General features: G+C 70.4%; 26 protein-coding genes. 10 read left to right on the top strand and 16 right to left on the bottom strand.

Annotation, left to right across the window (positions count from 1 at the left end):
* The first annotated feature begins 64 nt into the window (after positions 1-64).
* Positions 65-283, top strand: coding sequence for a putative signal transducing protein (locus tag G3576_RS10560; protein ID WP_164694345.1), 219 nt, complete (start codon positions 65-67; stop codon positions 281-283).
* On the top strand, positions 280-996 hold the full coding sequence (locus tag G3576_RS10555) for a tRNA1(Val) (adenine(37)-N6)-methyltransferase (protein WP_164694344.1): 717 nt from the start codon (positions 280-282) through the stop codon (positions 994-996). Before G3576_RS10560 ends, G3576_RS10555 begins: the two co-directional genes overlap by 4 nt.
* A gap of 247 nt (positions 997-1,243) precedes the next feature.
* Here G3576_RS10555 and G3576_RS10550 read toward each other — a convergent pair whose 3' ends face one another.
* On the bottom strand, positions 1,244-1,873 hold the full coding sequence (locus G3576_RS10550) for a NeuD/PglB/VioB family sugar acetyltransferase (RefSeq protein WP_164694343.1): 630 nt from the start codon (positions 1,871-1,873) through the stop codon (positions 1,244-1,246).
* A 93-nt stretch (positions 1,874-1,966) separates the two neighbouring features.
* Between G3576_RS10550 and G3576_RS10545 the strand changes: the two genes are divergently transcribed.
* Both G3576_RS10545 and G3576_RS10540 read left to right on the top strand, forming a co-directional pair.
* Positions 1,967-2,647, top strand: a complete 681-nt coding sequence (locus tag G3576_RS10545; RefSeq protein ID WP_164694342.1) for an SCO family protein — start codon at positions 1,967-1,969, stop codon at positions 2,645-2,647.
* 99 nt (positions 2,648-2,746) lie between these two features.
* Positions 2,747-3,031: a hypothetical protein gene (locus G3576_RS10540; RefSeq protein ID WP_164694341.1), complete on the top strand. Its 285-nt coding sequence runs from the start codon at positions 2,747-2,749 to the stop codon at positions 3,029-3,031.
* 85 nt (positions 3,032-3,116) lie between these two features.
* On the opposite strand, the gene G3576_RS10535 is transcribed toward G3576_RS10540, so the two are convergent.
* The 3 genes from G3576_RS10535 to G3576_RS10525 are packed head-to-tail and all read right to left on the bottom strand — an operon-like array spanning position 3,117 to position 6,320.
* Positions 3,117-4,175 (bottom strand): ribonucleotide-diphosphate reductase subunit beta, encoded by a 1,059-nt coding sequence (locus tag G3576_RS10535; RefSeq protein WP_164694340.1) that lies wholly within the window; start codon positions 4,173-4,175, stop codon positions 3,117-3,119.
* Positions 4,176-4,221: 46 nt separating this feature from the next.
* Positions 4,222-4,455: a hypothetical protein gene (locus G3576_RS10530; protein WP_164694339.1), complete on the bottom strand. Its 234-nt coding sequence runs from the start codon at positions 4,453-4,455 to the stop codon at positions 4,222-4,224.
* Positions 4,446-6,320 (bottom strand): ribonucleoside-diphosphate reductase subunit alpha, encoded by a 1,875-nt coding sequence (locus tag G3576_RS10525; protein WP_164694338.1) that lies wholly within the window; start codon positions 6,318-6,320, stop codon positions 4,446-4,448. The genes G3576_RS10530 and G3576_RS10525 overlap by 10 nt, the downstream gene beginning before the upstream one ends.
* A 358-nt stretch (positions 6,321-6,678) precedes the next feature.
* Between G3576_RS10525 and G3576_RS10520 the strand changes: the two genes are divergently transcribed.
* The 5 genes from G3576_RS10520 (at position 6,679) to G3576_RS10500 (ending at position 11,027) form a co-directional block, all read left to right on the top strand.
* Positions 6,679-7,671 (top strand): Bug family tripartite tricarboxylate transporter substrate binding protein, encoded by a 993-nt coding sequence (locus G3576_RS10520; protein ID WP_164694337.1) that lies wholly within the window; start codon positions 6,679-6,681, stop codon positions 7,669-7,671.
* A gap of 161 nt (positions 7,672-7,832) precedes the next feature.
* A complete protein-coding gene (locus tag G3576_RS10515) occupies positions 7,833-8,219 on the top strand; it encodes a hypothetical protein (protein ID WP_164694336.1) in 387 nt (128 codons plus the stop codon).
* A 277-nt stretch (positions 8,220-8,496) separates the two neighbouring features.
* Positions 8,497-9,387: a phytanoyl-CoA dioxygenase family protein gene (locus tag G3576_RS10510; protein ID WP_164694335.1), complete on the top strand. Its 891-nt coding sequence runs from the start codon at positions 8,497-8,499 to the stop codon at positions 9,385-9,387.
* A gap of 110 nt (positions 9,388-9,497) precedes the next feature.
* On the top strand, positions 9,498-10,472 hold the full coding sequence (locus G3576_RS10505; protein WP_164694334.1) for a Bug family tripartite tricarboxylate transporter substrate binding protein: 975 nt from the start codon (positions 9,498-9,500) through the stop codon (positions 10,470-10,472).
* 27 nt (positions 10,473-10,499) lie between these two features.
* A complete protein-coding gene (locus tag G3576_RS10500) occupies positions 10,500-11,027 on the top strand; it encodes a cupin domain-containing protein (RefSeq protein WP_164694333.1) in 528 nt (175 codons plus the stop codon).
* Between the two features lie 4 nt (positions 11,028-11,031).
* Here the strand turns inward: G3576_RS10500 and G3576_RS10495 are convergent, their stop codons facing one another.
* The 12 genes from G3576_RS10495 to G3576_RS10440 form a co-directional block, all read right to left on the bottom strand.
* On the bottom strand, positions 11,032-11,724 hold the full coding sequence (locus G3576_RS10495) for an EthD domain-containing protein (RefSeq protein WP_164694332.1): 693 nt from the start codon (positions 11,722-11,724) through the stop codon (positions 11,032-11,034).
* The gene (locus G3576_RS10490) at positions 11,724-13,001 is read right to left on the bottom strand and encodes an ArgE/DapE family deacylase (RefSeq protein ID WP_164694331.1); all 1,278 of its coding nucleotides are present in this window, start codon (positions 12,999-13,001) and stop codon (positions 11,724-11,726) included. Before G3576_RS10490 ends, G3576_RS10495 begins: the two co-directional genes overlap by 1 nt.
* Positions 13,002-13,061: 60 nt before the next feature.
* On the bottom strand, positions 13,062-13,949 hold the full coding sequence (locus G3576_RS10485; protein WP_164694330.1) for an alpha/beta fold hydrolase: 888 nt from the start codon (positions 13,947-13,949) through the stop codon (positions 13,062-13,064).
* 60 nt (positions 13,950-14,009) lie between these two features.
* Entirely contained in the window at positions 14,010-15,032 is a 1,023-nt protein-coding gene (locus tag G3576_RS10480; protein WP_164694329.1) for an amino acid ABC transporter substrate-binding protein, read from the bottom strand.
* 76 nt (positions 15,033-15,108) lie between these two features.
* Positions 15,109-16,143, bottom strand: a complete 1,035-nt coding sequence (locus G3576_RS10475) for an amino acid ABC transporter substrate-binding protein (protein ID WP_164694328.1) — start codon at positions 16,141-16,143, stop codon at positions 15,109-15,111.
* A gap of 147 nt (positions 16,144-16,290) precedes the next feature.
* Positions 16,291-16,650, bottom strand: coding sequence for an arsenate reductase (locus G3576_RS10470; RefSeq protein WP_164694327.1), 360 nt, complete (start codon positions 16,648-16,650; stop codon positions 16,291-16,293).
* 11 nt (positions 16,651-16,661) lie between these two features.
* Positions 16,662-17,132: a DUF2269 family protein gene (locus G3576_RS10465; RefSeq protein ID WP_164694326.1), complete on the bottom strand. Its 471-nt coding sequence runs from the start codon at positions 17,130-17,132 to the stop codon at positions 16,662-16,664.
* Positions 17,129-18,427 carry an SDR family oxidoreductase gene (locus tag G3576_RS32545; protein ID WP_207622750.1) on the bottom strand — a complete coding sequence of 433 codons (1,299 nt, stop codon included), beginning with the start codon at positions 18,425-18,427 and terminating at the stop codon, positions 17,129-17,131. The genes G3576_RS10465 and G3576_RS32545 overlap by 4 nt, the downstream gene beginning before the upstream one ends.
* Positions 18,412-19,467 carry a hypothetical protein gene (locus G3576_RS10455; RefSeq protein WP_164694325.1) on the bottom strand — a complete coding sequence of 352 codons (1,056 nt, stop codon included), beginning with the start codon at positions 19,465-19,467 and terminating at the stop codon, positions 18,412-18,414. Before G3576_RS10455 ends, G3576_RS32545 begins: the two co-directional genes overlap by 16 nt.
* The gene (locus tag G3576_RS10450; RefSeq protein ID WP_164694324.1) at positions 19,427-19,981 is read right to left on the bottom strand and encodes a DNA-3-methyladenine glycosylase I; all 555 of its coding nucleotides are present in this window, start codon (positions 19,979-19,981) and stop codon (positions 19,427-19,429) included. The genes G3576_RS10455 and G3576_RS10450 overlap by 41 nt, the downstream gene beginning before the upstream one ends.
* Positions 19,982-20,013: 32 nt before the next feature.
* Positions 20,014-20,514, bottom strand: coding sequence for a DUF1579 domain-containing protein (locus tag G3576_RS10445; RefSeq protein WP_164694323.1), 501 nt, complete (start codon positions 20,512-20,514; stop codon positions 20,014-20,016).
* Positions 20,515-20,609: 95 nt separating this feature from the next.
* Positions 20,610-20,984, bottom strand: coding sequence for a RidA family protein (locus G3576_RS10440; RefSeq protein ID WP_164694322.1), 375 nt, complete (start codon positions 20,982-20,984; stop codon positions 20,610-20,612).
* 212 nt (positions 20,985-21,196) lie between these two features.
* Between G3576_RS10440 and G3576_RS10435 the strand changes: the two genes are divergently transcribed.
* A complete protein-coding gene (locus G3576_RS10435; RefSeq protein ID WP_235951721.1) occupies positions 21,197-21,577 on the top strand; it encodes a DUF4112 domain-containing protein in 381 nt (126 codons plus the stop codon).
* Positions 21,578-21,600: the final 23 nt, after the last annotated feature.

The following is a 21,600-nucleotide window of genomic DNA, read 5'->3' as shown; positions in this document are numbered from 1 at the left end:
GGGCAAGCAGGCAGCCCAACCAGGCCCTTGGCGCGCAACACCCACCGATATCGAAAGCGGCCCGATGCGCGTCCTGCTCGCCACCACCAACCCCGTGCGCCTCTCCTTCCTCATCGCGCTGCTGCGCGACGGTGGCTGCGACCCGGTGGTGCTCGATGGCCATATCGGCGCGCTCGAAGGCAATATCGGCGCCTTCCCTCGCCGCCTCGCCGTGCCGGAGGACCAGGAACACCACGCCCGCCGAATCCTGCGCGACGCCGGGGAGACCGAAGGCTGGCGATGACGACGGAGGACACCCTCCTCGGCGGGCGCGTCCGCCTCCGCCAACCCGCAAGCGGCCTGCGCGCCGGGCACGACGCCGTGCTGCTCGCCGCCAGCATCCCCGCCAAACCCGGCCAGGCCGTGCTGGAAGCGGGTTGCGGCACCGGCGCCGTCTTCCTGTGCCTCATGGCCCGCATCCCCGGCCTCCGCGTCACCGCCATCGAACGGGACCCGACCCTCGCCGCCCTGGCGCGGGAGAACGCGGCCCTCAACGGCTGGGCGGACCAGGTGACGGTGCTGGAGGCCGACATCACCGACCCCGCGCTGCGCCCCCGCCTGCCGGCCTGCGCCCACGCCTTCGCCAACCCGCCCTACTGGCCGGCCGGCACGCCACCGCCCGAAGCGCTCCGCGCCAACGCCACCCATGCCGAGGAAACCCCCCTCGCCGCCTGGACGACCCTGCTCGCGCACCGCCTGGCCCGCCTTGGCAGCCTCACGCTGATCCTCCCCGCCGCCCGCCTTTCCGACGGCATCGCCGCCCTCACCGCCGCCCGCTGCGGCAGCCACACCCTCCTCCCCCTCTGGCCCCGGCCCGGCCAACCCGCCAAGCGCATCCTCCTCGGCGGCCGCCACCACGGCCGCAGCCCGGCCCGCATCCTGCCCGGCCTGGCGCTGCACGACGGCGACGGGACGGCGGAGGCGGTGCTGCGCAGGGGGGCGGGGCTGGGGTTGTAGGCGCCGGTGGCCCGGGGAAGAGGCTCCGCCCCTTCCCCGATACCCCTTCCCCGCGAGGGGCCAGCGGGCCCCTCGACCCCATGAAACTTGGTCGATGGAGGGAGGGGCACGTCGCGCGCTCCGAACCCGCGGTAGCGCTACGCCCCTCCCTCCATCGACCAACGGCCTCGCGGTCCAGGGGCGCGACGCCCCTGGCGCGGGTGAGGTCCGGAGAGGGGCGCGCAGCCCCGCTCCGGGGCCATCCGCGCTACAGCCCCCGCGCCGGCACCCCGCCCACACGCGCCCCCGCCGCCACGTCCGTCGTCACGGCTGCCCCGGCAGCGATGGTCGCGTCCGGGCCGATGTGGCGGCCGGCGATGGTGGTGCTGCCGGCGCCGACCAGGGACCGCGCGCCGATGCGCACCTGGCCGCAGAGGATGGCGCCGGGGGCGATGTGGGCGCCTTCGTCCACGGTGCATTCGTGGTCGATGATGGCGCCGGTGTTGATGAGGCAGAGGCGCCCGATGCGGGCTTCCGGCCCGACCACGGCGCGGGCGAGGATCTGCGCGCCTTCCGCGATGCTGGCGTGGGGGGAGATGACGGCCGTGGGGTGGGCCAGGATCGGCAGGGTATAGCCGAGCCCGCGCAGCCGGTCGCCGAGCGCGAGGCGCGTCGCGTTGTGGCCGATGGCAATCGCCGCGCCGTCGATTCCGGCGGCGCGCAGGCGCGGCAGCTGGTCAAGGCCGCCGATGATGGCGTGGCCGAGCACCGGCGCGCGGCTGGTGTCGTCATCCACCAGCCCGGCGATGCGGTGCCCCGTCAGCAGCAGGGTTTCCACGACCGGTCGTGCATGGCCGCCGGCGCCGATGACGATGATCTGGTGTTCGCCTGCCCGCATCGATGCCGCCTTCCGCCGCCGGTTTCCCTGTAGCCGATCCCGCGCGGTCGGGCAGGTGGACGGGGCGCCGGCGCGCGCCTATGTCACCGCATCATGCTCGCCGCCATCCGGATTGCCGCGCTCATCCTGCTTCTCATGCTGGGGGGGCTCTGGGCCGCTGCCTGGCTGGGCAAGGGGGAGGACGACACCGTCGCCGACGCCTTCCTCCGCCGCATCGCCTCGATCTTCGGGCAGGACATGCCGGCGCCGGCCGCGGGCGGCGTGCAGCTGCCGCAGGGCCTGGCGCTGGGCGGGCCCTTCTCCCTGACGAATCACGAAGGCCGCGCGGTGACGCAGGCGGATTTCGCCGGCGGTTTCATGCTCGTCTATTTCGGCTTCACCTACTGCCCGGATGTCTGCCCGACGGAGCTCGGCATCATCGCCAATGCCATGGACCTGCTGGGCGACCAGGAACGGCGCGTGACGCCCGTTCTCATCTCCATCGACCCGGAGCGTGACACGCCCGAGGCGCTGGCCGACTACGTCTCCCGCTTCCATCCCCGCATGGTCGGCCTGACCGGCACGGCGGAGCAGGTGGCCGCCGCGGCCCGCGCGTATCGTGTATTCTACGCAAAGGTGAACAGGCCGGAGATGACCCAGTATCTGATGGACCACTCCTCCTTCATCTACCTGGTCGGCCCGGATGGCCGCGTGCGCACGCTGTTCCGGCCGGAAACCGCCCCCGAGGCGATCGCCCAATCGGTCCGGGCCCATCTGCGATCAGCCGGGGGCTGAACCCACCCGTCTGAAGCGGAGGGTTCCGGCGCGCCTCAACCCAAGCTATTGTGCGCGCCGGGCGCCTGACCATGGGCCTTACTGGGAGCTGCATGCTGCATGTCTGACGAGGAACGGGATCCGTCCGGCCGCGACGCGGGCCGCGCGCCCTCTGGGCCGCCGCGTCACACGCGCCGGCTGTCCGACAAGATCCTGATCGCCTTCCACCATGCCTGCGACCAGGGCGATTTCGAGGTGGCGGAGGAGCTGCTGCGCATCCTCGAGATGATGCTGACGCGCCGCCCCGTCTCCCCCGATGTGAACCGCCGGAAGAACATGGAAAGCCTGGTCGCGGCGCATGAGCGGCTGTGGCTGCTGCGCCACCCCGACGCGAACGAGAACTGAAGACGACGACGCCCGCGGCGATGACGCCGCGGGCGATCCGAAGGCTGAGCCGGCGCCCCGTTGATGCGGGGCGCCGGTTTCGTTTTCAGTGGCGGCTGGACAGCTCGATCTCGCCTTCGGGCTGCGCGCTGGTGAAGGTCGCGTCGCCGAAAGCCTCCTCCCACGAACCCTCGGTGCTCGCGCGGGAGTATTCGGTCGCGCGGTTCTCGAAGAAGTTCGTGTGCTCGATCGCGTTCAGCATCTCATCGAGCCAGGGCAGCGGGTTCTTCTCGACGTTGTAGAGCGGGTTGAGGCCGAGTTGCTGCAGGCGGCGATCCGCGATGAAGCGGATGTACTGCTTGGTCTGCGCGGCATCGAGGCCCTGCACGCCGCCGAGCTCGAAGGCGAGGTCGATGAAGGCGTCCTCATGGTCCACGATGGTGGAGCAGATGAGGTAGAGGTCGCGCTTCAGCTCCTCCGTCCAGATCTCCGGATTCTCCTGCACGAAGGTGCGGAACAGGCGGATCACGCTGAGACAATGGAGGGTTTCATCCCGCACCGACCAGCTGACGATCTGGCCCATCCCCTTCATCTTGTTGAATCGAGGAAAATTCATGAGGATGGCGAAGGAGGCGAAGAGCTGCAGCCCCTCCGTGAAGGCGCCGAAGGCGGCCAGCGTCTTCGCGATCTCGGTCTTGTTCTCGACCGAGAAGGAATGCATGTAGTCGTACTTGTCCTTCATCTCCTTGTACTTGAGGAAGGCCGTGTACTCGATCTCCGGCATCCCGATGGTGTCGAGGAGGTGGGAGTAGGCGGCGATGTGGATCGTCTCGGTGTTCGAGAACGCCGACATCATCATCAGCACTTCGGTCGGCTTGAAGACCTGGCTGTACTGCTTCATGTAGCAGTTGTTCACCTCGACATCCGCCTGGGTGAAGAAGCGGAAGATCTGCGTCAGCAGGTTCCGCTCGGTCGCCGTCAGGTTCTTCTGCCAGTCCTTCACGTCATCCGCGAGCGGCACTTCCTCCGGCAGCCAATGGATGCGCTGCTGCTGCAGCCACGCCTCATAGGCCCAGGGGTAGCGGAATGGCTTGTAGACCGGGTTCGCGGTCAGCAGGTCGAAGCGGATCGGCAGTTCGTCGCGCGGCATCGCGTCGTCGGGCATGGGAGGGTGCTCTCGTCTGAAGTGACGTTGTCGGTGACGTAAGGCGTCAGTTGTGGAGGTGGTGGTCCGTCGCTTGCTGTGAAGTCACGCCGCGCAGGCTGCGCGCCAGTTCGGCGGCAACACGGTCGAGGTCGGCGACCAGCCGCCGCACCTCCGTCACCGGGCCGCGCAGTTCGAGCATGCGGTCGAGGTCACGCTCCAGCGCGCGCTTCCGCGCGCGCAGCCCCGCGGGCTCGCTGGGCAATATGTCGAGGTCGAGGACGGGGATCGTCACTGGCATGCCAGGCATTCCTCGTAGTCGTTGCCATTCGCCTTCGGCTCGGCGTCCAGCCGCCGCGCTACCAGCGGCAGCGGCGCGGGCGCGCCATCATTATGCGCCGCCATGACATCGCCCTGCCCGACCACCTTGGCGCTGATCGTATCGGCGCGCTGGATCGACAGGCTGCGGCAGTAGTAGAGCGACTTCACGCCGCGCTTCCACGCCATCATGTGGATCTGGTGCAGATCCTTCTTGTGCACATTCGCGGGCAGGAACAGGTTCACCGACTGCGACTGGCAGATATAGGGCGTCCGGTCGGCCGCATGTTCCACGACCCAGCGCTGGTCGAGCTCGAAGGCCGTGCGGAAGGTCAGCTTCTCCTGCTCCGTCAGGAAGTCCAGGTGCTGCACGCTGCCCTTGGTGACGGTGATGCTCGTCCAGGTCTCGTCATCGTCGCGCCCATGCTTGGCCAGCACCTTCTTCAGATGCGGGTTGCGGACGATGTAGGATCCGGACAGCGTCTTGTGGTTGTAGACATTGGCCGCGATCGGCTCGATGCCCGGGGAGGCGCCGCCGCAGATGATCGAGATCGACGCCGTCGGCGCGATCGCGATCTTGTTGGAGAAGCGCTCCATGAAGCCGTATTCCGCGGCATCCGGGCAGGGCCCGCGCTCCTCTGCCAGCATGCGGCTCGCAAGGTCCGCCTGCTCGCGGATGTGCTTGAACATCCGCTTGTTCCACACCTTCGCGATCGCGCTCTCGAAGGGCACGTTCATCGCCTGCAGGAAGCTGTGGAAGCCCATGACGCCGAGGCCCACCGACCGCTCCCGCATCGCGGAGTAGCGCGCCCGCGCCATGCTGTCCGGCGCGGTGTCGATGAAGCTCTGCAGAACGTTGTCGAGGAAGCGCATCACATCCGGGATGAAGCGCGGATGGTCCTTCCACTCGAACCAGGTCTCGCAGTTCAGCGAAGAGAGGCAGCACACCGCGGTGCGCTCCATCCCATGCTGGTCGATGCCCGTCGGCAGCGTGATCTCCGAGCAGAGGTTGGAGGTCTTCACCTCGAGCCCCGAGAGCTTGTGATGCTCCGGCCGCGCGCGGTTCACGTGGTCGGAATAGATGATGTAGGGCTCGCCCGTCTCGATCCGCGCGGTCAGGATGCGGATCCAGATCGCCCGCGCCGAGACCTTGCGCATCAGCGCCCCGTCCTTCGGGGAGACCAGCGCCCACTCCTCGTCATTCTCCACCGCGCGCATGAAGGCGTCGGAGAGCAGCACGCCATGGTGCAGGTTGAGCGCCTTGCGGTTCGGGTCGCCGCCGGTCGGCCGCCGCATCTCGAGGAATTCCTCGATCTCCGGGTGGTTCACCGGCAGGTAGCAGGCGGCCGATCCGCGGCGCAGCGAGCCCTGGCTGATCGCCAGAGTCAGGCTGTCCATCACCCGGATGAAGGGGATGACGCCGGAGGTCTTGCCGTTGCGGCCGACCTTCTCGCCGATGCCGCGGAGGTTGCCCCAGTAGGACCCGATGCCGCCGCCCTTGGCCGCCAGCCACACATTCTCGTTCCAGAGGCCGACGATGCCGTCCAGGCTGTCGCTGGCCTCGTTCAGGAAGCAGGAGATGGGCAGGCCGCGCGTCGTGCCGCCATTGGACAGCACCGGCGTCGCCGGCATGAACCACAGCCGGCTGATGTAGTCGTAGATCCGCTGCGCATGGGCAGCGTCATCCCCGTAGGCCGAAGCCACCCGGGCAAACAAATCCTGGTAGGACTCACCCGGCAGCAGATACCGGTCATCAAGCGTCGCCTTGCCGAAATCGGTCAGCAGCGCGTCGCGCGTGCGGTCGATCCGAACCTGGCCATGGCCTTCAAGCTGAACTGCATCAAACACGACCAACCCCCCGAAATTGCTCCGCAGTGGTGGAGCGACTCCCCCGTGGCGCGGAGAATGCCCCCGACGGGCCCAGTCCAACAAGATGTAGTGTTGCCACACTCACCCAAACACCACATGCGGCCTGCAGTTCACCGGTTGCAATTTTTTTGTGACCGCTCAACGCGCGCCGAAGTTCCCGTTTCGTTCATTGACGCGCCGTAAACTACGCCCAGCCCGCGCCACGCTCCACCCCCAATCGCGTGCGTTTCCAAGCCATCCCCGATGTCCCCGTTTTCCACAGCCCCCGCGGCCTCCACCCCTTCGCGAAGAGGTCCACCGGCCCCATCATCCCGACCACAAGATATAGGAACCGCCGATGCCCCCGATCCTGCCGCGCCGCACCCTCCTTGCCGCCCCCGCCGCCCTGCTCGCCGCCCCCGCTCTCGGCCAGGGCACAGCCCCGGGCGCCTGGCCGCAGCGCCCCATCCGCATCGTCGTGCCCTTCGGCGGTGGCGGCGGCTCGGACGTCACCACCCGGATCATCGCGCCGCGGCTGCAGGACGTGCTCGGCCAGCCCGTGGTGATCGAGAATCGCGCCGGCGCCGGCGGCGTGGTCGGCACCGACTACGTGGCCAAGCAGCCGCCGAACGGGGAGGTCTTCGCGCTCTCCACACTCTCCCCCATCGGCCTGGCGCCGGGCCTGCCCGCGCCGATGCCCTTCGACCCGATCCGGGACCTGACGCCGGTCGCGCCCACCGTCTTCGTCCCCATCGGCCTCGCCATCACCCAGCGCGGCGTGAATGCGCGCACCGCCCAGGAATTCGTGGCGCTGATGAAGGCGCGGCCCGGCTTCTACCAGTATGGCAGTTCGGGCGTCGGCTCCTCCGGCCACATCGCCGCCGCCACCTTCGCCATCAGGACGGGGGCGGAGGCGATCCACGTCCCCTATCGCGGCGGCGGCCAGGTCTTCACCGCGCTGCAGTCCGGGGAGATCCACTATTGCTGCGACATCGCCAGCCTGCTGAAGCCCTTCCACGATGCCGGCACCGCCCGCATCGTCTTCATGGCGACGGATGACCGCAGCAGCCTGGTGCCGGATGTGCCGACGGCGCGGGAAGCCGGCATGCCGGACTACAAGGCCTATTCCTGGTACGGCATCTTCGGCCCCGCCGGCCTGCCCCGCCCGATCGTGGACCGCATGGCCCAGGCGCTGGAGACGGTGCTCTCCGACCCCACCATCAAGCGGCGCTTCGAGGAGATGGGCACTCCAGCCATGACCGGCTGGACCCCCGATCGCTTCGCCGCCTATGTGCGGGAGGAGAATGCCACCTGGGCGCCGCTGGTCCGCAGCCTGAACATCCGGGAATAGCGGCACCTCCCCGGCGATTCTTATCGACCGGGCAAGGGCCGGCGGCGCAGGATGCCACCGGCCCTTGGCGCGCCACGCCGAAACAGGCGAAACAGGCGCGACACGGTTCGGCCACGGATCAGGTGCAGAATGCCCTGGCCACCCATCCGGAGTCGCCGGCCATGCCCGCGCGAATCGACGCCGTCTCGATGCTTCAGGGCCTGGCCCTGGGGCTTCTCTTCACCACCGCCGCCTCGCGCCTCGGTACCGACCGCGCCCATGCGGCGGGCGGTGGCGTTGTCCTGTTCCGCGTGGTGACCATGCGGGGTGACCTGCTCATCGGCGTCCTGCGGCAGGACCTTGCCGGCAGCGGGGCGGAGGTGGATCGCCTGGCCGCCCGCTTCGCCCAGGAAGGGCAGGTCAGCGCCTGGCGTTACCTCCCCCGCCGTGGCGCCGACGGCACGACCTGCCTCGCCGCCCGCGACCAGGTCTGCCTGCTGCGGCAGGATGTGCTGATGCTGGAAGCACAGGCGCCCGCCCTGCCGGTGCTGCCGCCGCCCAAGGCCTGATCCGCCAAGGCGCGATCACGTCGCGGCCGCCCTGCACGGCAGGCCCCTGCACCAGCAGAAAAGGCCGTCGGCACGACATCCGCGCGACGGCGCCCTGGCAAGGTTGATCGGCCACCGATCACGCATCATTACAGTTGCGCTCTCCGATAGTTGCTTATGAAACTGGGCGACGCCACGCAATGTTCCGCCGCGCGTGGATGTAACGGCGGAGGTCCACATGGGCCTGCTTGAGTTTCAGCCCGATAAATTGCGACAGTATAGGAAGTTTATTACTCGAGTGCCCGAGCTCATCGACGAGCAACTTCGTCGTCCCGCCTCGGCCATGCTTTTCATCTTCGGCCGCTTCAGCGCCATACGCGGCCTTGCCCGCTATGCCGCCGGCCGCGCACGGCCGACCCTCGTCCCACCGACCAGCGAAGCAGGGGGCGGGTTGTCGTCCCTCGAGGTGGCGGAGGTGGTTGCACGGCTGCGCCAGGATGGGCTGTGCACGGGCCTGAAGCTGCCGGAGGAGACCGTGGCGAGGATCCGCGACTACGCCGAGACCCATCTGTGCTACGGCGGCCCGCGCTGGAACACCCCTGTCGAGCCCTGGGACCACGCGGGTTCGGAAGCGCGGCACGGCGAGAAGCTGCTGGTCGCCAACTTCCCGGATTGCGACCGCGACTGCACCGCCGTGGCGGAGCTGATCCGCAATCCCTGGCTCCACCGCATCGCCGCGGGCTACCTGGGTGCGCGGCCAGAATTGATCGACGTGCGCCTCTGGTGGACCTTCCCGGCAACAGGCGCAAGCCACAGCCAGCTCAGCCGCGTCGCGCTGGACACCTTCCATTTCGACCTAGCCGACTGGCAGCAGCTGAAGTTCTTCTTCTACATCACCGACGTGGATATGGAGAGCGGGCCGCATGTCTATGCGCGCCGCAGCCATGCCAGGCGGCCCTTGGCTGACCAGCTCAAGCCCTTCTACTCCCGCTCCAGGACCGCGGTGGCGGCGCTGCACGGCGCGGCCGCGATCGAGGCGATCACCGGCAGCGCCGGCACCGGCTTCGTCGAGGACCCCTTCGGCTACCACACCGGCACCACCGTCCAGCGCGGCCGCCGGCTGATCCTCGAACTCTCCTTCGGCATCAGCCGCACCGCCCGACGCCGGGACTACCTGTCCGTCTCCTGACCCGCAGCGATGGCGGATGGCTGCGGGTCGGGGCGGGATCGGGGGCGCGCATGGGGGATGCGCGACGGCGCGCAACGCGCTTTGATCGGCACGTCCCGGAGCATCCCGCCATGATCCACCGCCGCGCTGCCCTTGCGCTTCCCTTCGCCACCACCCTCGCCCGCCCGGCCCTGGCCCAGGCCCCCTGGCCGACGCGCCCCATCCGCATCGTCGTCGCCTTCGGCACCGGCGGCGGCACGGACATCACCACGCGGTTGATCGCTCCGCGTCTGGCGGAGATCCTCGGCCAGCCGGTGGTGATCGAGAATCGCGTCGGCGCCGGCGGCACGGTAGGCGCCGACTACGTCGCCAAGCAGCCGCCGAACGGGGAGACCTTCCTGTTGGCCACCGTCTCCAACATGGCGCTCGCCCTCGGCCTCTACAGCCGCCTGCCCTATGACCCGCTGCGCGACCTCGCCTCCGTCGCCCCCACGGTCTTCATCCCGCTCGCCATCTCCGCCTCCGCGAAGCTCGGCGTCACCAATGCGCAGGACTTCATCGCCCTGCTCCGCGCCAATCCCGGCCGCTTCAGCTATGGCAGCGCGGGGGCCGGCACCTCCGGCCACATCTGCTCCTCCTCCTTCCTCGCCCGCATCGGCGCAACGGCGGAGCACGTCACCTACCGCAACCCCGGCCAGACCTTCCTCGCGCTGCAGCAGGGGGAGATCGCCTTCACCACGGACATCCCCTCGCTCCTCGCCCCCTTCCACCGGGAAGGCACGGCCCGGATGATGTTCGTCGCGACCGATGACCGCAGCCCCGCGGCGCCCGATGTCCCGACGGCGCGGGAGATCGGGCTCGACGGCTTCAAGGCCTATTCCTGGTACGGCATCTACGCCCCCGGCGGCACGCCGCGCCCGATCGTGGACCGCATGGCGGCCGCCATCGACCAGGCGCTGTCCGACACGCAGATCGCCCAGCGCTTCGAGGAGATGGGCACCCCCGCCATGCGCGGCTGGACCCCCGACCGCTTCGCAGCCTTCCTGCGCACGGAGATCGACCTCTGGGTGCCGCTTGTCCGCGCCTCCGGCGCGAGGGCAGACTGAACCCACCAGCATCAGGAACTTCGTGACATGCCGCATGATGGCATCCCGCATCATCACCACCACGACGACGACCATCACCACACGCCGGCCGATGGCTGGAAGAACACCGGCGTGCGCGTCATCCCCGGCGACAGCCTGGATGCCAATACCGCGCAGACCCCCGGCATGAACCGCGCCGCCGCCATCAACCTGGCGCGCGTCGGCGCGCAGAAGATCTGGGCCGGCACCGTCCACATCCACGCCAATGCCAAGACCGGCGCGCATCACCACGGCGCGCTGGAATCCGTGATCTATGTCGTGAAGGGCCGCGCCCGCATGCGCTGGGGGGAGAAGCTGGAATTCGTGGCGGAGGCCGGCCCCGGCGACTTCATCTTCGTCCCCCCCTACGTCCCCCACCAGGAGATCAACGCCAGCACGGAGGAGACGCTGGAATGCGTCCTCGTCCGCAGCGACAACGAAGCGGTCGTCGTGAACCTGGAGATCGAGCCCGTGGAGAAGCCGGAACAGGTCCTCTGGGTGGACCCCATCCACAAGGCGCCGCCCGCGGGGGCCTGACGCCTTACGCCTTCAGCACGTGCTCCGTGGTGTAGAGCCGCGTGGCACGCGCCAGGAAATGGCCGACATCGTGGATGATGGCCTGGCGCCCCGCCTCGCTGTCGAACCACTGCGCGGCCATGACCTCGGCGGAGGGGAAGTGCAGCTCCGCCACGCCGCCGAAGCGCGGCACGGGCAGATCGTCGGGCGCGATCGCCTCCACCCAGTCCCGCACATAGCGCCCCATGCCGATATGGACGCGCAACGCGAGTGCCGCGTGATGCGTCCAGAGCCGCCGCGCCGTCGCCGGCGGCAGGTCCTCGTGGAAGCACATCAGCGCCAGGAACTTCACCCCCGGCGCGCGCGCCCCCGCCGGCCGCGCCAACTCGTCCTTCTCCACCGTCTCCGCCACCCGGATCGAGGCCTGCGGCAGCCCCGCCACGCGCGGCGACAGCCAGGCGAGTGCCTCATCCAGCGCCGCGCCGTCCCCCCAGGCATCGATCACCGCGTCGAAGACGGGCTCGGCCGGGGCCGGCGCCTCCCCCGGCCGCTGCCAGGGCGGCACGGCCGGCGTGGCATCGACCAGGCAGGCCGACAGCGCCGTCAGCCCTGGCACCGCCGCCAGCAGCCCGGGCGCGAGGACCGCCCGCACCTCCGCCCGGAAGCCCGCGCGATCCGCGCCAGCCGGCGCCGCCAGGAAGACCCGGTGCTTGCCCATCACCGGACCCCGCACCAATCCGCGATGAAGGCGGCGAGGGTCAGCGTGCAGGTCTTCAGATCGGCCAGCGAGGTGCGCTCGTCGAAGCCATGCGCCCCCTCCCCCTTCGGCCCGTAGCACAGCGCCGGCACGCCCATCTGCAGGCCGTAGTAGCGCGTGTCGTTCACCGCGGTGCTGAGTCGTGCCGGCATCTCCCCGCCATGCACGCCGGCATGGGCGGCGGCCAGCACCGCCTCCGCCTCGCTGCCGGGTTCCAGCACATAAGGCTGGGTCTGGAAGCCGTGGAAGCTCACCTCCGGCGGATTGTTGGCCAGGAAGCTGTCACCCTTCGCGGCCTCGGCCACCACCTGGCGGATGCGCGCCATGGCTTCCTCCGGCGTCGTGCCGGGCAGCAGGCCGATGCGGCAATCCACCTCGCACCAGGACGGCGTGGAGGACGCCCAGTCGCCACCGCGGATGATGCCGGGGTTGAACTTGATGGGGTCCTTCACCTCGCCATACCAGGCATTGGCGCGACCCTCGGCGTTCAGCACCTTCGTATGGGCGTAGAGGGCGTTGATCAGCGCATAGGCCGACATGATGGCGTTGGTGCCGTCCTGCGCGACCATCACATGCACCGGCACGCCGCGGACCTTGAGGCGGAACCAGATGGTGCCGGTCTGGGCGCGGGTGATGCTGTGGCCCGTGGGCTCCGGGATCAGCGCGGCCTCCGCCCGGTAGCCGCGGAGAAGGGTCGCCAGCGCGCCATTGCCTGTGCTCTCCTCCTCCGTCACCGTCTGGAGGTAGACATCCGCCGCCGGCTCCAGCCCGGCGGCGCGGATCGCATCCATGGCGAAGACCATGGCGGCAACGCCGGCCTTCATGTCATGCGCGCCGCGGCCATAGAGCCAGCCATCGCGGATCACCGCGGCATAGGGCGGGTGGGTCCACATCTCATGCGGGCCTTCCGGCACCACATCGATATGCCCCTGCAGGATCAGGCTGCGGCCGGTCGGGTTCGCGGCGCGGTGCGCGGCCACCACCTGCACGCTGCGCGCGGGGTCCGCATCCACCATCGGCGCGCCCTGAGGGTGCGCGGCCAGCGGCACATCGGCGAGCGTGAAGCGATCCATTGCATAGCCGCGCGCGCCGAGTTCGCGGTGCATCCAGTCCTGCAACGGCGCCTCCGCGCCCCGCAGCGAGGGGAAGCGCACGAGGTCCTGGAGGAAGGCGACCTCCTTCGCGAATCCCGCCTCCACGGCGGCGCGAAGGCGGTCGAGGATCGCGGGATCGGGCATGCGGCGCGGCCTTGGATGTTGTCCGGCCATGGAACACCGCGCCACGCCGATTGCGAAGCCTCAGCCCGCCGGCAAATCCAGCACCGCCCGGGCAAAGGCCTCCGGCGCTTCCTGCGGCAGGTTGTGGCCGATGCGCGGCAGCACGCGGCGTTCGTAGGGCCCGATGAAGTGGCGATGATGGCCTTCCGACCCTGCCGCCGGCCCGACGCCGTCACTGCCGCCATGCAGGTTGATGCTTGGCACCGTGATCGCGGGCCTTGCCGCCAGCGCCGCCTCCATCCTCTCCAGTGCCGGATCGCCCGGCGCATAGCCGAAGCGGTGGCGGTAGGACTGGATCACGACGGCGACGAAATCCGGATTGTCGAAGGCCTGCGCGCTGGCCTCGAAGGTTTCGTCATCGAAGACCCAGTCGGGCGACCACAGCCGCCACAGCAGCCGCGCGATGCCACGCCGGTCGGCCTCCAGCCCCGCCCGCCCGCGCTCGGTGTGGAAGTAGTACTGGTACCACCAGCGATGCTCCTGCTCCGCCGAGGCAGGGCGCGCCGAGCCCGCGATGTCCTGGATGTTGTAGCCCGTGCCGGTCACCAGCCCCGCGACGCGTTCCGGCCACAGCGCGCTGACGACGCAGGCCGCACGCCCGCCCCAGTCATAGCCGCCCAGCACCGCGCGCTCGATCCGCAGCGCATCGAGGAAATCCAGCAGGTCACGCCCCAGCGCCGCCTGCTGCCCGGATCGCGGCGTCGCCGCATCCAGGAACCGCGTCGGCCCATAGCCGCGGAGCCAGGGCACCAGGCAGCGCCGCCCTTCCGCCACCAGAAGCGCCACCACCCCATCATAGGCGCGCGGGGCATAGGGGAAGCCGTGCAGCAGCACGACGGGCAGCCCCTCCGGCGGCCCCGATTCCTCATAGGCGATATCGAGAACCGGCGTGCGGAGATGGCGGATCATCCGCCGATCATGGCCCCTCCCGGCCCGCGCCGGGAAGGGCCCCAAGGATCACCCGGTCGATCAGCGCATCGGGGGGGCGTATTGCAGCCCGCCGCGGGTCCAGAGGTTGTTGATGCCCCGCGGCGAGCCCAGCGGCGTGATGTGGCGTTCCCACAACTCGCCGAAATTGCCGACGCTGCGCACCACCTTCGCCGCCCAGTCATTCTCCAGCCCGAGCATCCGGCCGAGGTCACCCGTGCGGCCCATGAAGCGCTGCACATCGGGGTTGGTGCTGCCGGCGAAGCTGTCCACATTCGCCTGCGTGATCCCCATCTCCTCCGCCGTCACCAGCGCGAAATGCGTCCAGCGCACGATGTCGAACCAGCGGAAATCGCCCTTCCGCACCAGCGGCCCCAGCGGTTCCTTGCTGATCACCTCCGGCAGCAGCACGTAGTCGCCGGCCTGAGCCCCCTGCCCCGCGCGGAAGGCGGCCAGCGTCGAGGTGTCCGAGGAATAGGCATCGCAGCGTCCCGCAACGAAGGAGGAGCGGATCTCCTCGATGTTGTCGAACAGCACGGGCTGCAGCCGCATGCGGTTGGCGCGGAAATAATCCGCCACGTTCAGCTCCGTCGTGGAGCCCGCCTGCAGGCAGACGCTCGCGCCATCCAGCTGCGTCGCCGATGTCACGCCCAGGCTGCGGCGCACCATGAAGCCGTTGCCGTCGTAGTAGTTGACGCCGGCGAAGACCAGGCCGAGCTGCGCCTCCCGCGACAGCGTCCAGGTCGTGGCGCGCACCAGCAGGTCGATCTCGCCCGCCTGCAGGGCAGTGAAGCGCTGCTGCGCCGACAGCGGCACGAAGCGCACCTTCTCCGGATCGCCCAGCAATGCGGCCGCGACGGCGCGGCAGTAATCGGCATCGAGGCCCCGGAACACGCCGCGGCTGTCCGGCGTCGCGAAGCCGATGGTGTTGGGCGTGACGCCGCAGGCCAACTGGCCGCGCGCGCGAATGGCGGCAACGGTGTCCACCGGCGCCGCCGGGGCCTGCGCCAGCGCCGGCAGGGCGGAAGCCAGCAGCGCGATCGCGCCGGCGAAAATGCTCTTCATGCTCACCTTCCTCGAATGAAGAAGGGGGCGGCGGTCACCCGCCACCCCCGGTTTCACGTAGCTTGAGGCGCGACGCTCAGCGCATCGGCGGCGCGTATTGCAGGCCACCCCGGGTCCAGAGGTTGTTGATGCCGCGCGGGAAGCCGATCGGCGTCATGTTGCGCTCCCAGATCTCGCCGTAGTTGCCCACGGCGCGGATCACCTTCACCGCCCAGTCATTCTCCAGCCCCATCATGCGGCCGAGGTCACCGGTGCGGCCGACGAAGCGCTGGATGTCCGGGTTGTTGCTGTTCAGGAAGGTGTCGACATTCGCCTGGGTGATGCCGAACTCCTCCGCCGTCACCAGCGCGAAGTGGGTCCAGCGCACGATGTCGAAGAAGCGCCAGTCACCCTTGCGCACCACCGGGCCCAGCGGCTCCTTGCTGATGATCTCCGGCAGCAGCAGGTAGCGGTTGGCATTCGCGCCCTGGCTCGCGGCGAAGGACGCCAGCGAGGACGCATCGTTGGTATAGGCGTCGCAGCGGCGGGAGATGAAGGCGCTGCGGATCTCCTCGATGCTCTCGATCACCACCGGCGTGAAGCGGAGGCGATTGGCGCGGAAGAAGTCGGCCATGTTCAGCTCGGTCGTCGTGCCGGGCTGCACGCAGACCGTCGCGCCATCCAGCTGCCGGGCGGAGGTCACGCCGCTGTCGCGGTGCACCATGAAGCCCTGGCCGTCATAGACGTTGATGGCGGCGAATTCGAAGCCGAGCGAGGCCTCGCGCGCCAGCGTCCAGGTCGTGCTGCGCACCAGCAGGTCGATCTCGCCGGATTGCAGCATGGTGAAGCGCTGCTGCGTGGAGGACGGCACGACGCGGATGCGGTTGCCATCGCCGAGGATCGCGGCCGCGACGGCGCGGCAGTAATCCACGTCGATCCCGCGCCACACGCCCTGGCTGTCCGGCAGCGAGAAGCCGACCGTCGAGGGGGCGTGGGAGCAGATCAGCTGGTTGCGGGCACGGATGGCGGCGACCGTGTCGGCGGCGGCGGGCTGCTGGGCCATGGCGGGCGCCACGGTCAGCGCACCCAGCATCGCGGCGCCGAAAGCGGCGCCGATCTTCGCAAGTTTCATTCGTGAAGCTCTCCCAACAAGCCTGTTGTGGTGCGCCGGACAGGTCCGGCGGACAACACAGTGTCATTGGGCCTTGCGCGGCCGGCAAGAGCCTGATGCGGGGATTATGCCGAAACGGTTCCCGGACTGCCCGTGAAAAGGGCAGCGCTACCCGAGAGCGGTGCGGTAGTCGTCCGGCTTGAAGCCCACCAGCAGCCGCCCGCCTGCCTCCAGCACCGGCCGCTTGATGACCGAAGGCTGGGCCAGCATCAGCGCCAGGGCACGATCGCGGTCGATGCCCTCGCGCTCCGCCTCCGGCAGCTTGCGGAAGGTGGTGCCGGCGCGGTTCAGCAGCGCCTCCCACCCCGCCTTCGCCGCCCAGGCCTCCAGCTCCTCCCGCCGCGGCGGCTCCGCCTTGTAGTCGCGGAAGCGATGCACGATCCCCGCGCCCTCCAGCCAGGCGCGAGCCTTCTTCATCGTGTCGCAGTTCCTGATGCCGTGGATGGTCACGGCGGGGGACTCGGTCATGCGCGCTCTCCTCAGAGGCTCGGCTTTGCCACCATCAGCGCCACGATGCCCAGCACCGCCGCGAAGGCCGGGAAGCCGCAGGCGAACCAGGCGCGGAACAGGCGGTGATACTCCGCCGGAAGCCCGCCGCCCGCCGCCACCGCCGCCCGCGCCAGGTTGCGCATGCGCCACTGCATCCAGACCACCGGCAGCCAGAACAGGCCGGTCAGGACATAGAGCCCGATGCTCGCCAGCAGCCAGCCATCGGTGAGCGAGTGCCCCGCCATCCAGGCCAGTGCCAGCCCCGTGACGGGCTGCGCCACCACCGCCGTCGCGGTGAAGATCGTATCGGCCACCACGACCACGCCGGCGGTATGCGCCACCACCCGCGCATCCTTCGTGCGGTGGGCCATCAGCATGAAGAAGGCGATGCCCGCGCCCGTGCCGAGCAGCACCGCCGCACCGATCACATGCAGGACCTTCACCGCCAGGAAGAGGCTCATCGATCCTCCAGCAGGGCCAGCCCGACCAGCGCCAGCATCGCCGCCGGCAGCGTCTTCACCAGCACGCCCAGCGGATCCAGCCACAGGTCCGGCCGCCACAGCGTCGCGCCCGCCAGATACGCCGCCGTCACCGCCACCATCCCCCACAGCGCCAGCCGCGCCGTCCGCCGATGCGCCGCCATCAGCCCGAGCGCGATGTCCGCGAGGCTTCCCCCCAGCACCGCCGCCAGCGCCATCCCCTGCGTGAACCCCGCCGCCGTCAGCACGGAGGCCGCCTCAGCCGGCCGCGCCAGCCCGACCAGGCCGGAGACCAGCCAGAACAGCGACAGCATGCCGATCACCGCCGGCTTCATCAGATAGAGCCGGGCGAACCAGGCTTCCTGCACCCCCGCCGGATGCGCCGCCAGCCAGGCCGAAAGCCCGCGCACGGGCCGCCCGAGCAGCGCCACCGCCGCCGCCCCGTCGCCCGGCACCCCCGCTGCCAGCTGCGCGATCGCGGTGGATCGCATCGGGCTCCGCCAGCCCAGCCACGCCACCCCATCCGCCAGCCCTGCGCCAACCGCCGCGACGAAGCGCGGCACCGCCACCACCGGCGCCGGCGCCAGGCCGAGCCAGCCCCGCAGCCGCGTCAGGATGTCCGCCAGCGTGGTCGGCTCCAACGAGACCAGGTCGATGGCGACGCCACGCGGCGCCCCCGGCCGCAGCGACGCCAGCACCGCCGCCGCCACGTCATCCGCGCCCACCACCTGCACCACCTGCCCGGGATGCAGCGCCGGCACCACCAGCGGAAAGGCCGCCAGCGCCCGCAGCAGGGCGGAGCCGCCATAGGCGACCGGCGCCAGCACCAGGCCGGGCCGCAGCACCAGCCAATCCAGCCCGGACCGCGCCAGGCACGCATCCCCCTCCCGCTTCGTGGCGCCGAAGGCCCCGGGGCTCTCCCCCACCCCCGCCGCCGAGACCTGGATGAAGCGCCGCACCCCCGCCGCCTCGCAGCCAGCGACCAGCCGGGCGAGCCCCGCCACATGCACCCCCGCCAGGCTGTCCGCCGGCCCGTCCTGCAGCGCGCCGGCGCAGTTCACCACCGCCGTCACGCCCGCCAGCACCGGCATCCAATCGGCGCCGGGATCGGCCATGTCGATCCGGTGCCACCGCACCGCCGGCTGCCGATACGCTGCCCGCGCCACGCCCCGCCCGGCGCCGGCCACCGCATGCCCCTCCGCCAGCAGCGCCGCCACGACGGCGCCGCCGACCAGCCCATGCCCGCCGATGACGAGGATCGTCACCGCGCGACGCACGGGATGACGAGGCTCTCCAGCACCGCATCCAGCGCCGAGAGCCTGGGCTCCAGCGCCGCCGGATCGGTCGCGATCCGCGCGCGCAGCGCGGCCTCGTAATCCGCGTTGCGGCCCTCCCGCTCCTCGGCCGGCTCGCCCTTGGCGGGGGTCGGCGCGGTCTCGCCAGAGGCAGTGGCGAAGAAGCGCCCATCCCGGCTCAGCCCGAGCGCGACATAGGCGAGGCCGCGAAAGGGCCAGGCATCCTCCTGGGTGTGGCGCGCGAGGTAGCGCAGCCAGTCCATGCAGGGCCCGCGCCGCCGTTCGGCCTGGGCGGCGAAGGCCACGCTGAAATTGCCCGCGGGGAACAGCGGCAGGTCCGTGCGGGCCTCGATCGGCGCCGTGCCGCGCAGAAGCGCCGCCACCACCGGCACCGGATCCGCCGGCCACAACTCCATCCGCCGCAGCGCATCGCGGCGGTAGAGGTGGATGGTGAAGCCATCCCCCACCCGCACCGCCAGCCGCGCCGGCCAGCCGGAGGGCGGGGGCACGTCCTCATGGCGCGGGTCCATCGGCTCCGACGCGACGGCTACCGTGGCGCCGAGCGCTCGCCCCTCCACCCGCACATCCGCCGCCGCCAGCCCCGGATCGACCACGGGGTGACCCGCGGGATAGCGGGAGAGCGAGAGCGCGTGGAAATCCCGCACCGAGATCGCGTAGGGCCCTGCCGCCGCCGCCCGCAGCACCACGCGGCCGTAATCCCGCGCGGCAGCCCCGCCCGGCCCGGTCACCTCGATGGCCGGCTCCGTCGCCGCGCCATTCACCTGCGCCGCCGGCGCGGTGATGGCGAGCCAGTCGCCGGCCGCGAGGCTGACCGTGTAGTCCCGTGACACCGGCTGTTCCGCGGAGGGCGCCGGGTGGAAGCGCAGCGTATGCCCCGGCGCCAGCGACAGCGCCTCCTGCCCCCGCGCGGGCAGCGCGATCAGCAGCAGGATGGCGATCAGCGCGTGCATGACGGCAGGATCAACCGGGGCGGTAGCGGAAGCAATGCGGCTGGTGGTCATCCACCATCCCCACCGCCTGCATCCAGGCATGGACGATGGTGGGGCCGACAAACTTGAAGCCGCGCTTCTTCAGCGCCTTCGACACCGTCTCCGCCAGCGGCGTCACGGCCGATACGCCATCGCCCCTCACCGTCGCGCCACCCGTGAAGGACCAGCACCACTGGGAAAAATCCTCGCCCGCCGCCTGCATGGCATTGAAGATGCGCGCGCCCGCGATGGTCGCCTCGATCTTCGCGCGGGACCGCACGATGCCGGGGTCGGCCAGCAGGCGCTGTATGTCCTCCTCCCCGAAGGCCGCGACGCGGCCGGGGTCGAACCCCGCGAAGCCCGCCCGGAAGGCCTCCCGCTTGCGCAGGATCACCTGCCAGGAAAGCCCGGCCTGGAATCCCTCCAGCATCAGCGTCTCCCACAGCATCCGGGCGTCACGCACCGGCACGCCCCATTCCGTGTCGTGGTACTCGGCCATCATCGGATCGCTGGCGGCCCAGCGGCAGCGCTGTGGGATGTCGGTCATGCGTCGTCCTTGCAGGGTTACGGGCCGCGATGTCAGCCCGCTCCGTCGAAATCCTCGACTCTTTCGAAGGTCATGGTCCAATTCGTCTCCCAGGTCGCGCCGCCATCGGCCGACTGGGCCTGTTCCCATCGCGGCCACGCCGTTCGGGTATCGAGCCAGAGGAACCGCGTCCGCACCGCCCGGCCACCCACCGTCTCGTCGGCGACGAAGGTGCCGACCCCGCTCTCGAAGCGCCCCACCACCGGCGCATCGATCGCCAGCGGGTTGGCTGACGACAGCCACCAGATCGCCCAGAGCCCGCGCTGCGCATCGAAGGAGCGGATGGCGATCGCCCTGACGATTCCCTGCGGCATGGCCAGGACATTGTCCTCGATGTTGCCATGGCCTCCGAGCACCGGCCTCACGGCGGCGGTGCCGTCGAAGCTGTCCCAATCCTGGCAGCCCACCAGGCGCTGCCGCAGCCGGCGATGCGAAACCCGCCACACCCCGAATTCGAAGTCGAAATCCCGTTCGGAAGCCCCGAGACCGCTCATCGACCGCTCTTCCCGCCCGAGGGTTGCGGTGGCGATATTCACTTTTTGTTCCGGCCGCGTCAAGGGCCGTCGCTGCCCTGCGCCACCCCCACGCATCAGGGCGGCAGGGCGGCGGTGATGATGATCTCGATCAGGTCGCCTTCCGGCATCCGCGATTCCACGAAGGATCGCACCGGCCCCTGCCCGTCCGGCATCCACCCTGCCCAGACCTCGTCGAAGGCGGGCTTGTTGTCGTGGTCCGTCACCACGACCTCCGCCTTCACGATGCGGCTGCGATCGATGCCAGCCTCGGCCAGGTAGCCATCCAGCACCGCCAGCGTGCCGCGCGTCTGCGCCCTGATGTCCGGCGTCCGGTCCGGGGAGACGGCGACCGCCCAGAGGAAACCGCCCCCGCCCGGCAGACGGTAGATCGACATCACCGACTTGCTCGGCAGCTTCCGGCTCGGGATGCGGGTGATGTCGGGGTTCATGCAGGTCAGGCTCCTCGTGCCAGGGGCGCGCGGGATGATGGGCATGGATCCGTCGCCGCCGGTAGCGGCGCACCCCTTGAAAGCACCCTGGCCGCAATCCAATTCCGCGCCATCACTGGGGTCCGGGCCCCTCTGGCGGCGATGGCGCCGTCATGTCGGACACTTTCAATCGTCGGGTCGCGCGCTGCCGCGGCCCGCCTTGGGAGATGCCGATGTCGCCCCCGCGCGACGAACCGCCCGGATCACCGCACGACGCTGCGCTTTCGCGCCTCGATCGCCTGGCCTGGCTTCTCGACAGCGCGCTGCGCATACCTGGCACCTCCATCCGCCTCGGCGCCGATGCGGCCGCCAACCTCCTGCCCGGCGTCGGGCCGCTGGTCTCCAAGGGCGTCTCCGCCTGGCTGATCCTGGAAGCGGCGCGGCTCGGCGTGCCGCGGCCGGTGCTGCTGCGCATGCTGGGCCATGTCGCGGTCGATGCCGCGGTCGGCGCGGTGCCGCTGCTCGGCTGGACCGCCGACATCTTCCTGCGCGCCAACCGCCGGAACATGGCGCTGCTGCGCGCGCACCTCGCGCGCCCGCCGCCCGCCGGCTGACGCCGCCGAACCCAACGCCGCCC

The organism is Falsiroseomonas algicola (genome assembly GCF_011040385.1).
Taxonomy (GTDB): Bacteria; Pseudomonadota; Alphaproteobacteria; order Acetobacterales; family Acetobacteraceae; genus Falsiroseomonas; species Falsiroseomonas algicola.
This window is presented reverse-complemented; position numbering and strand designations above follow the sequence as displayed.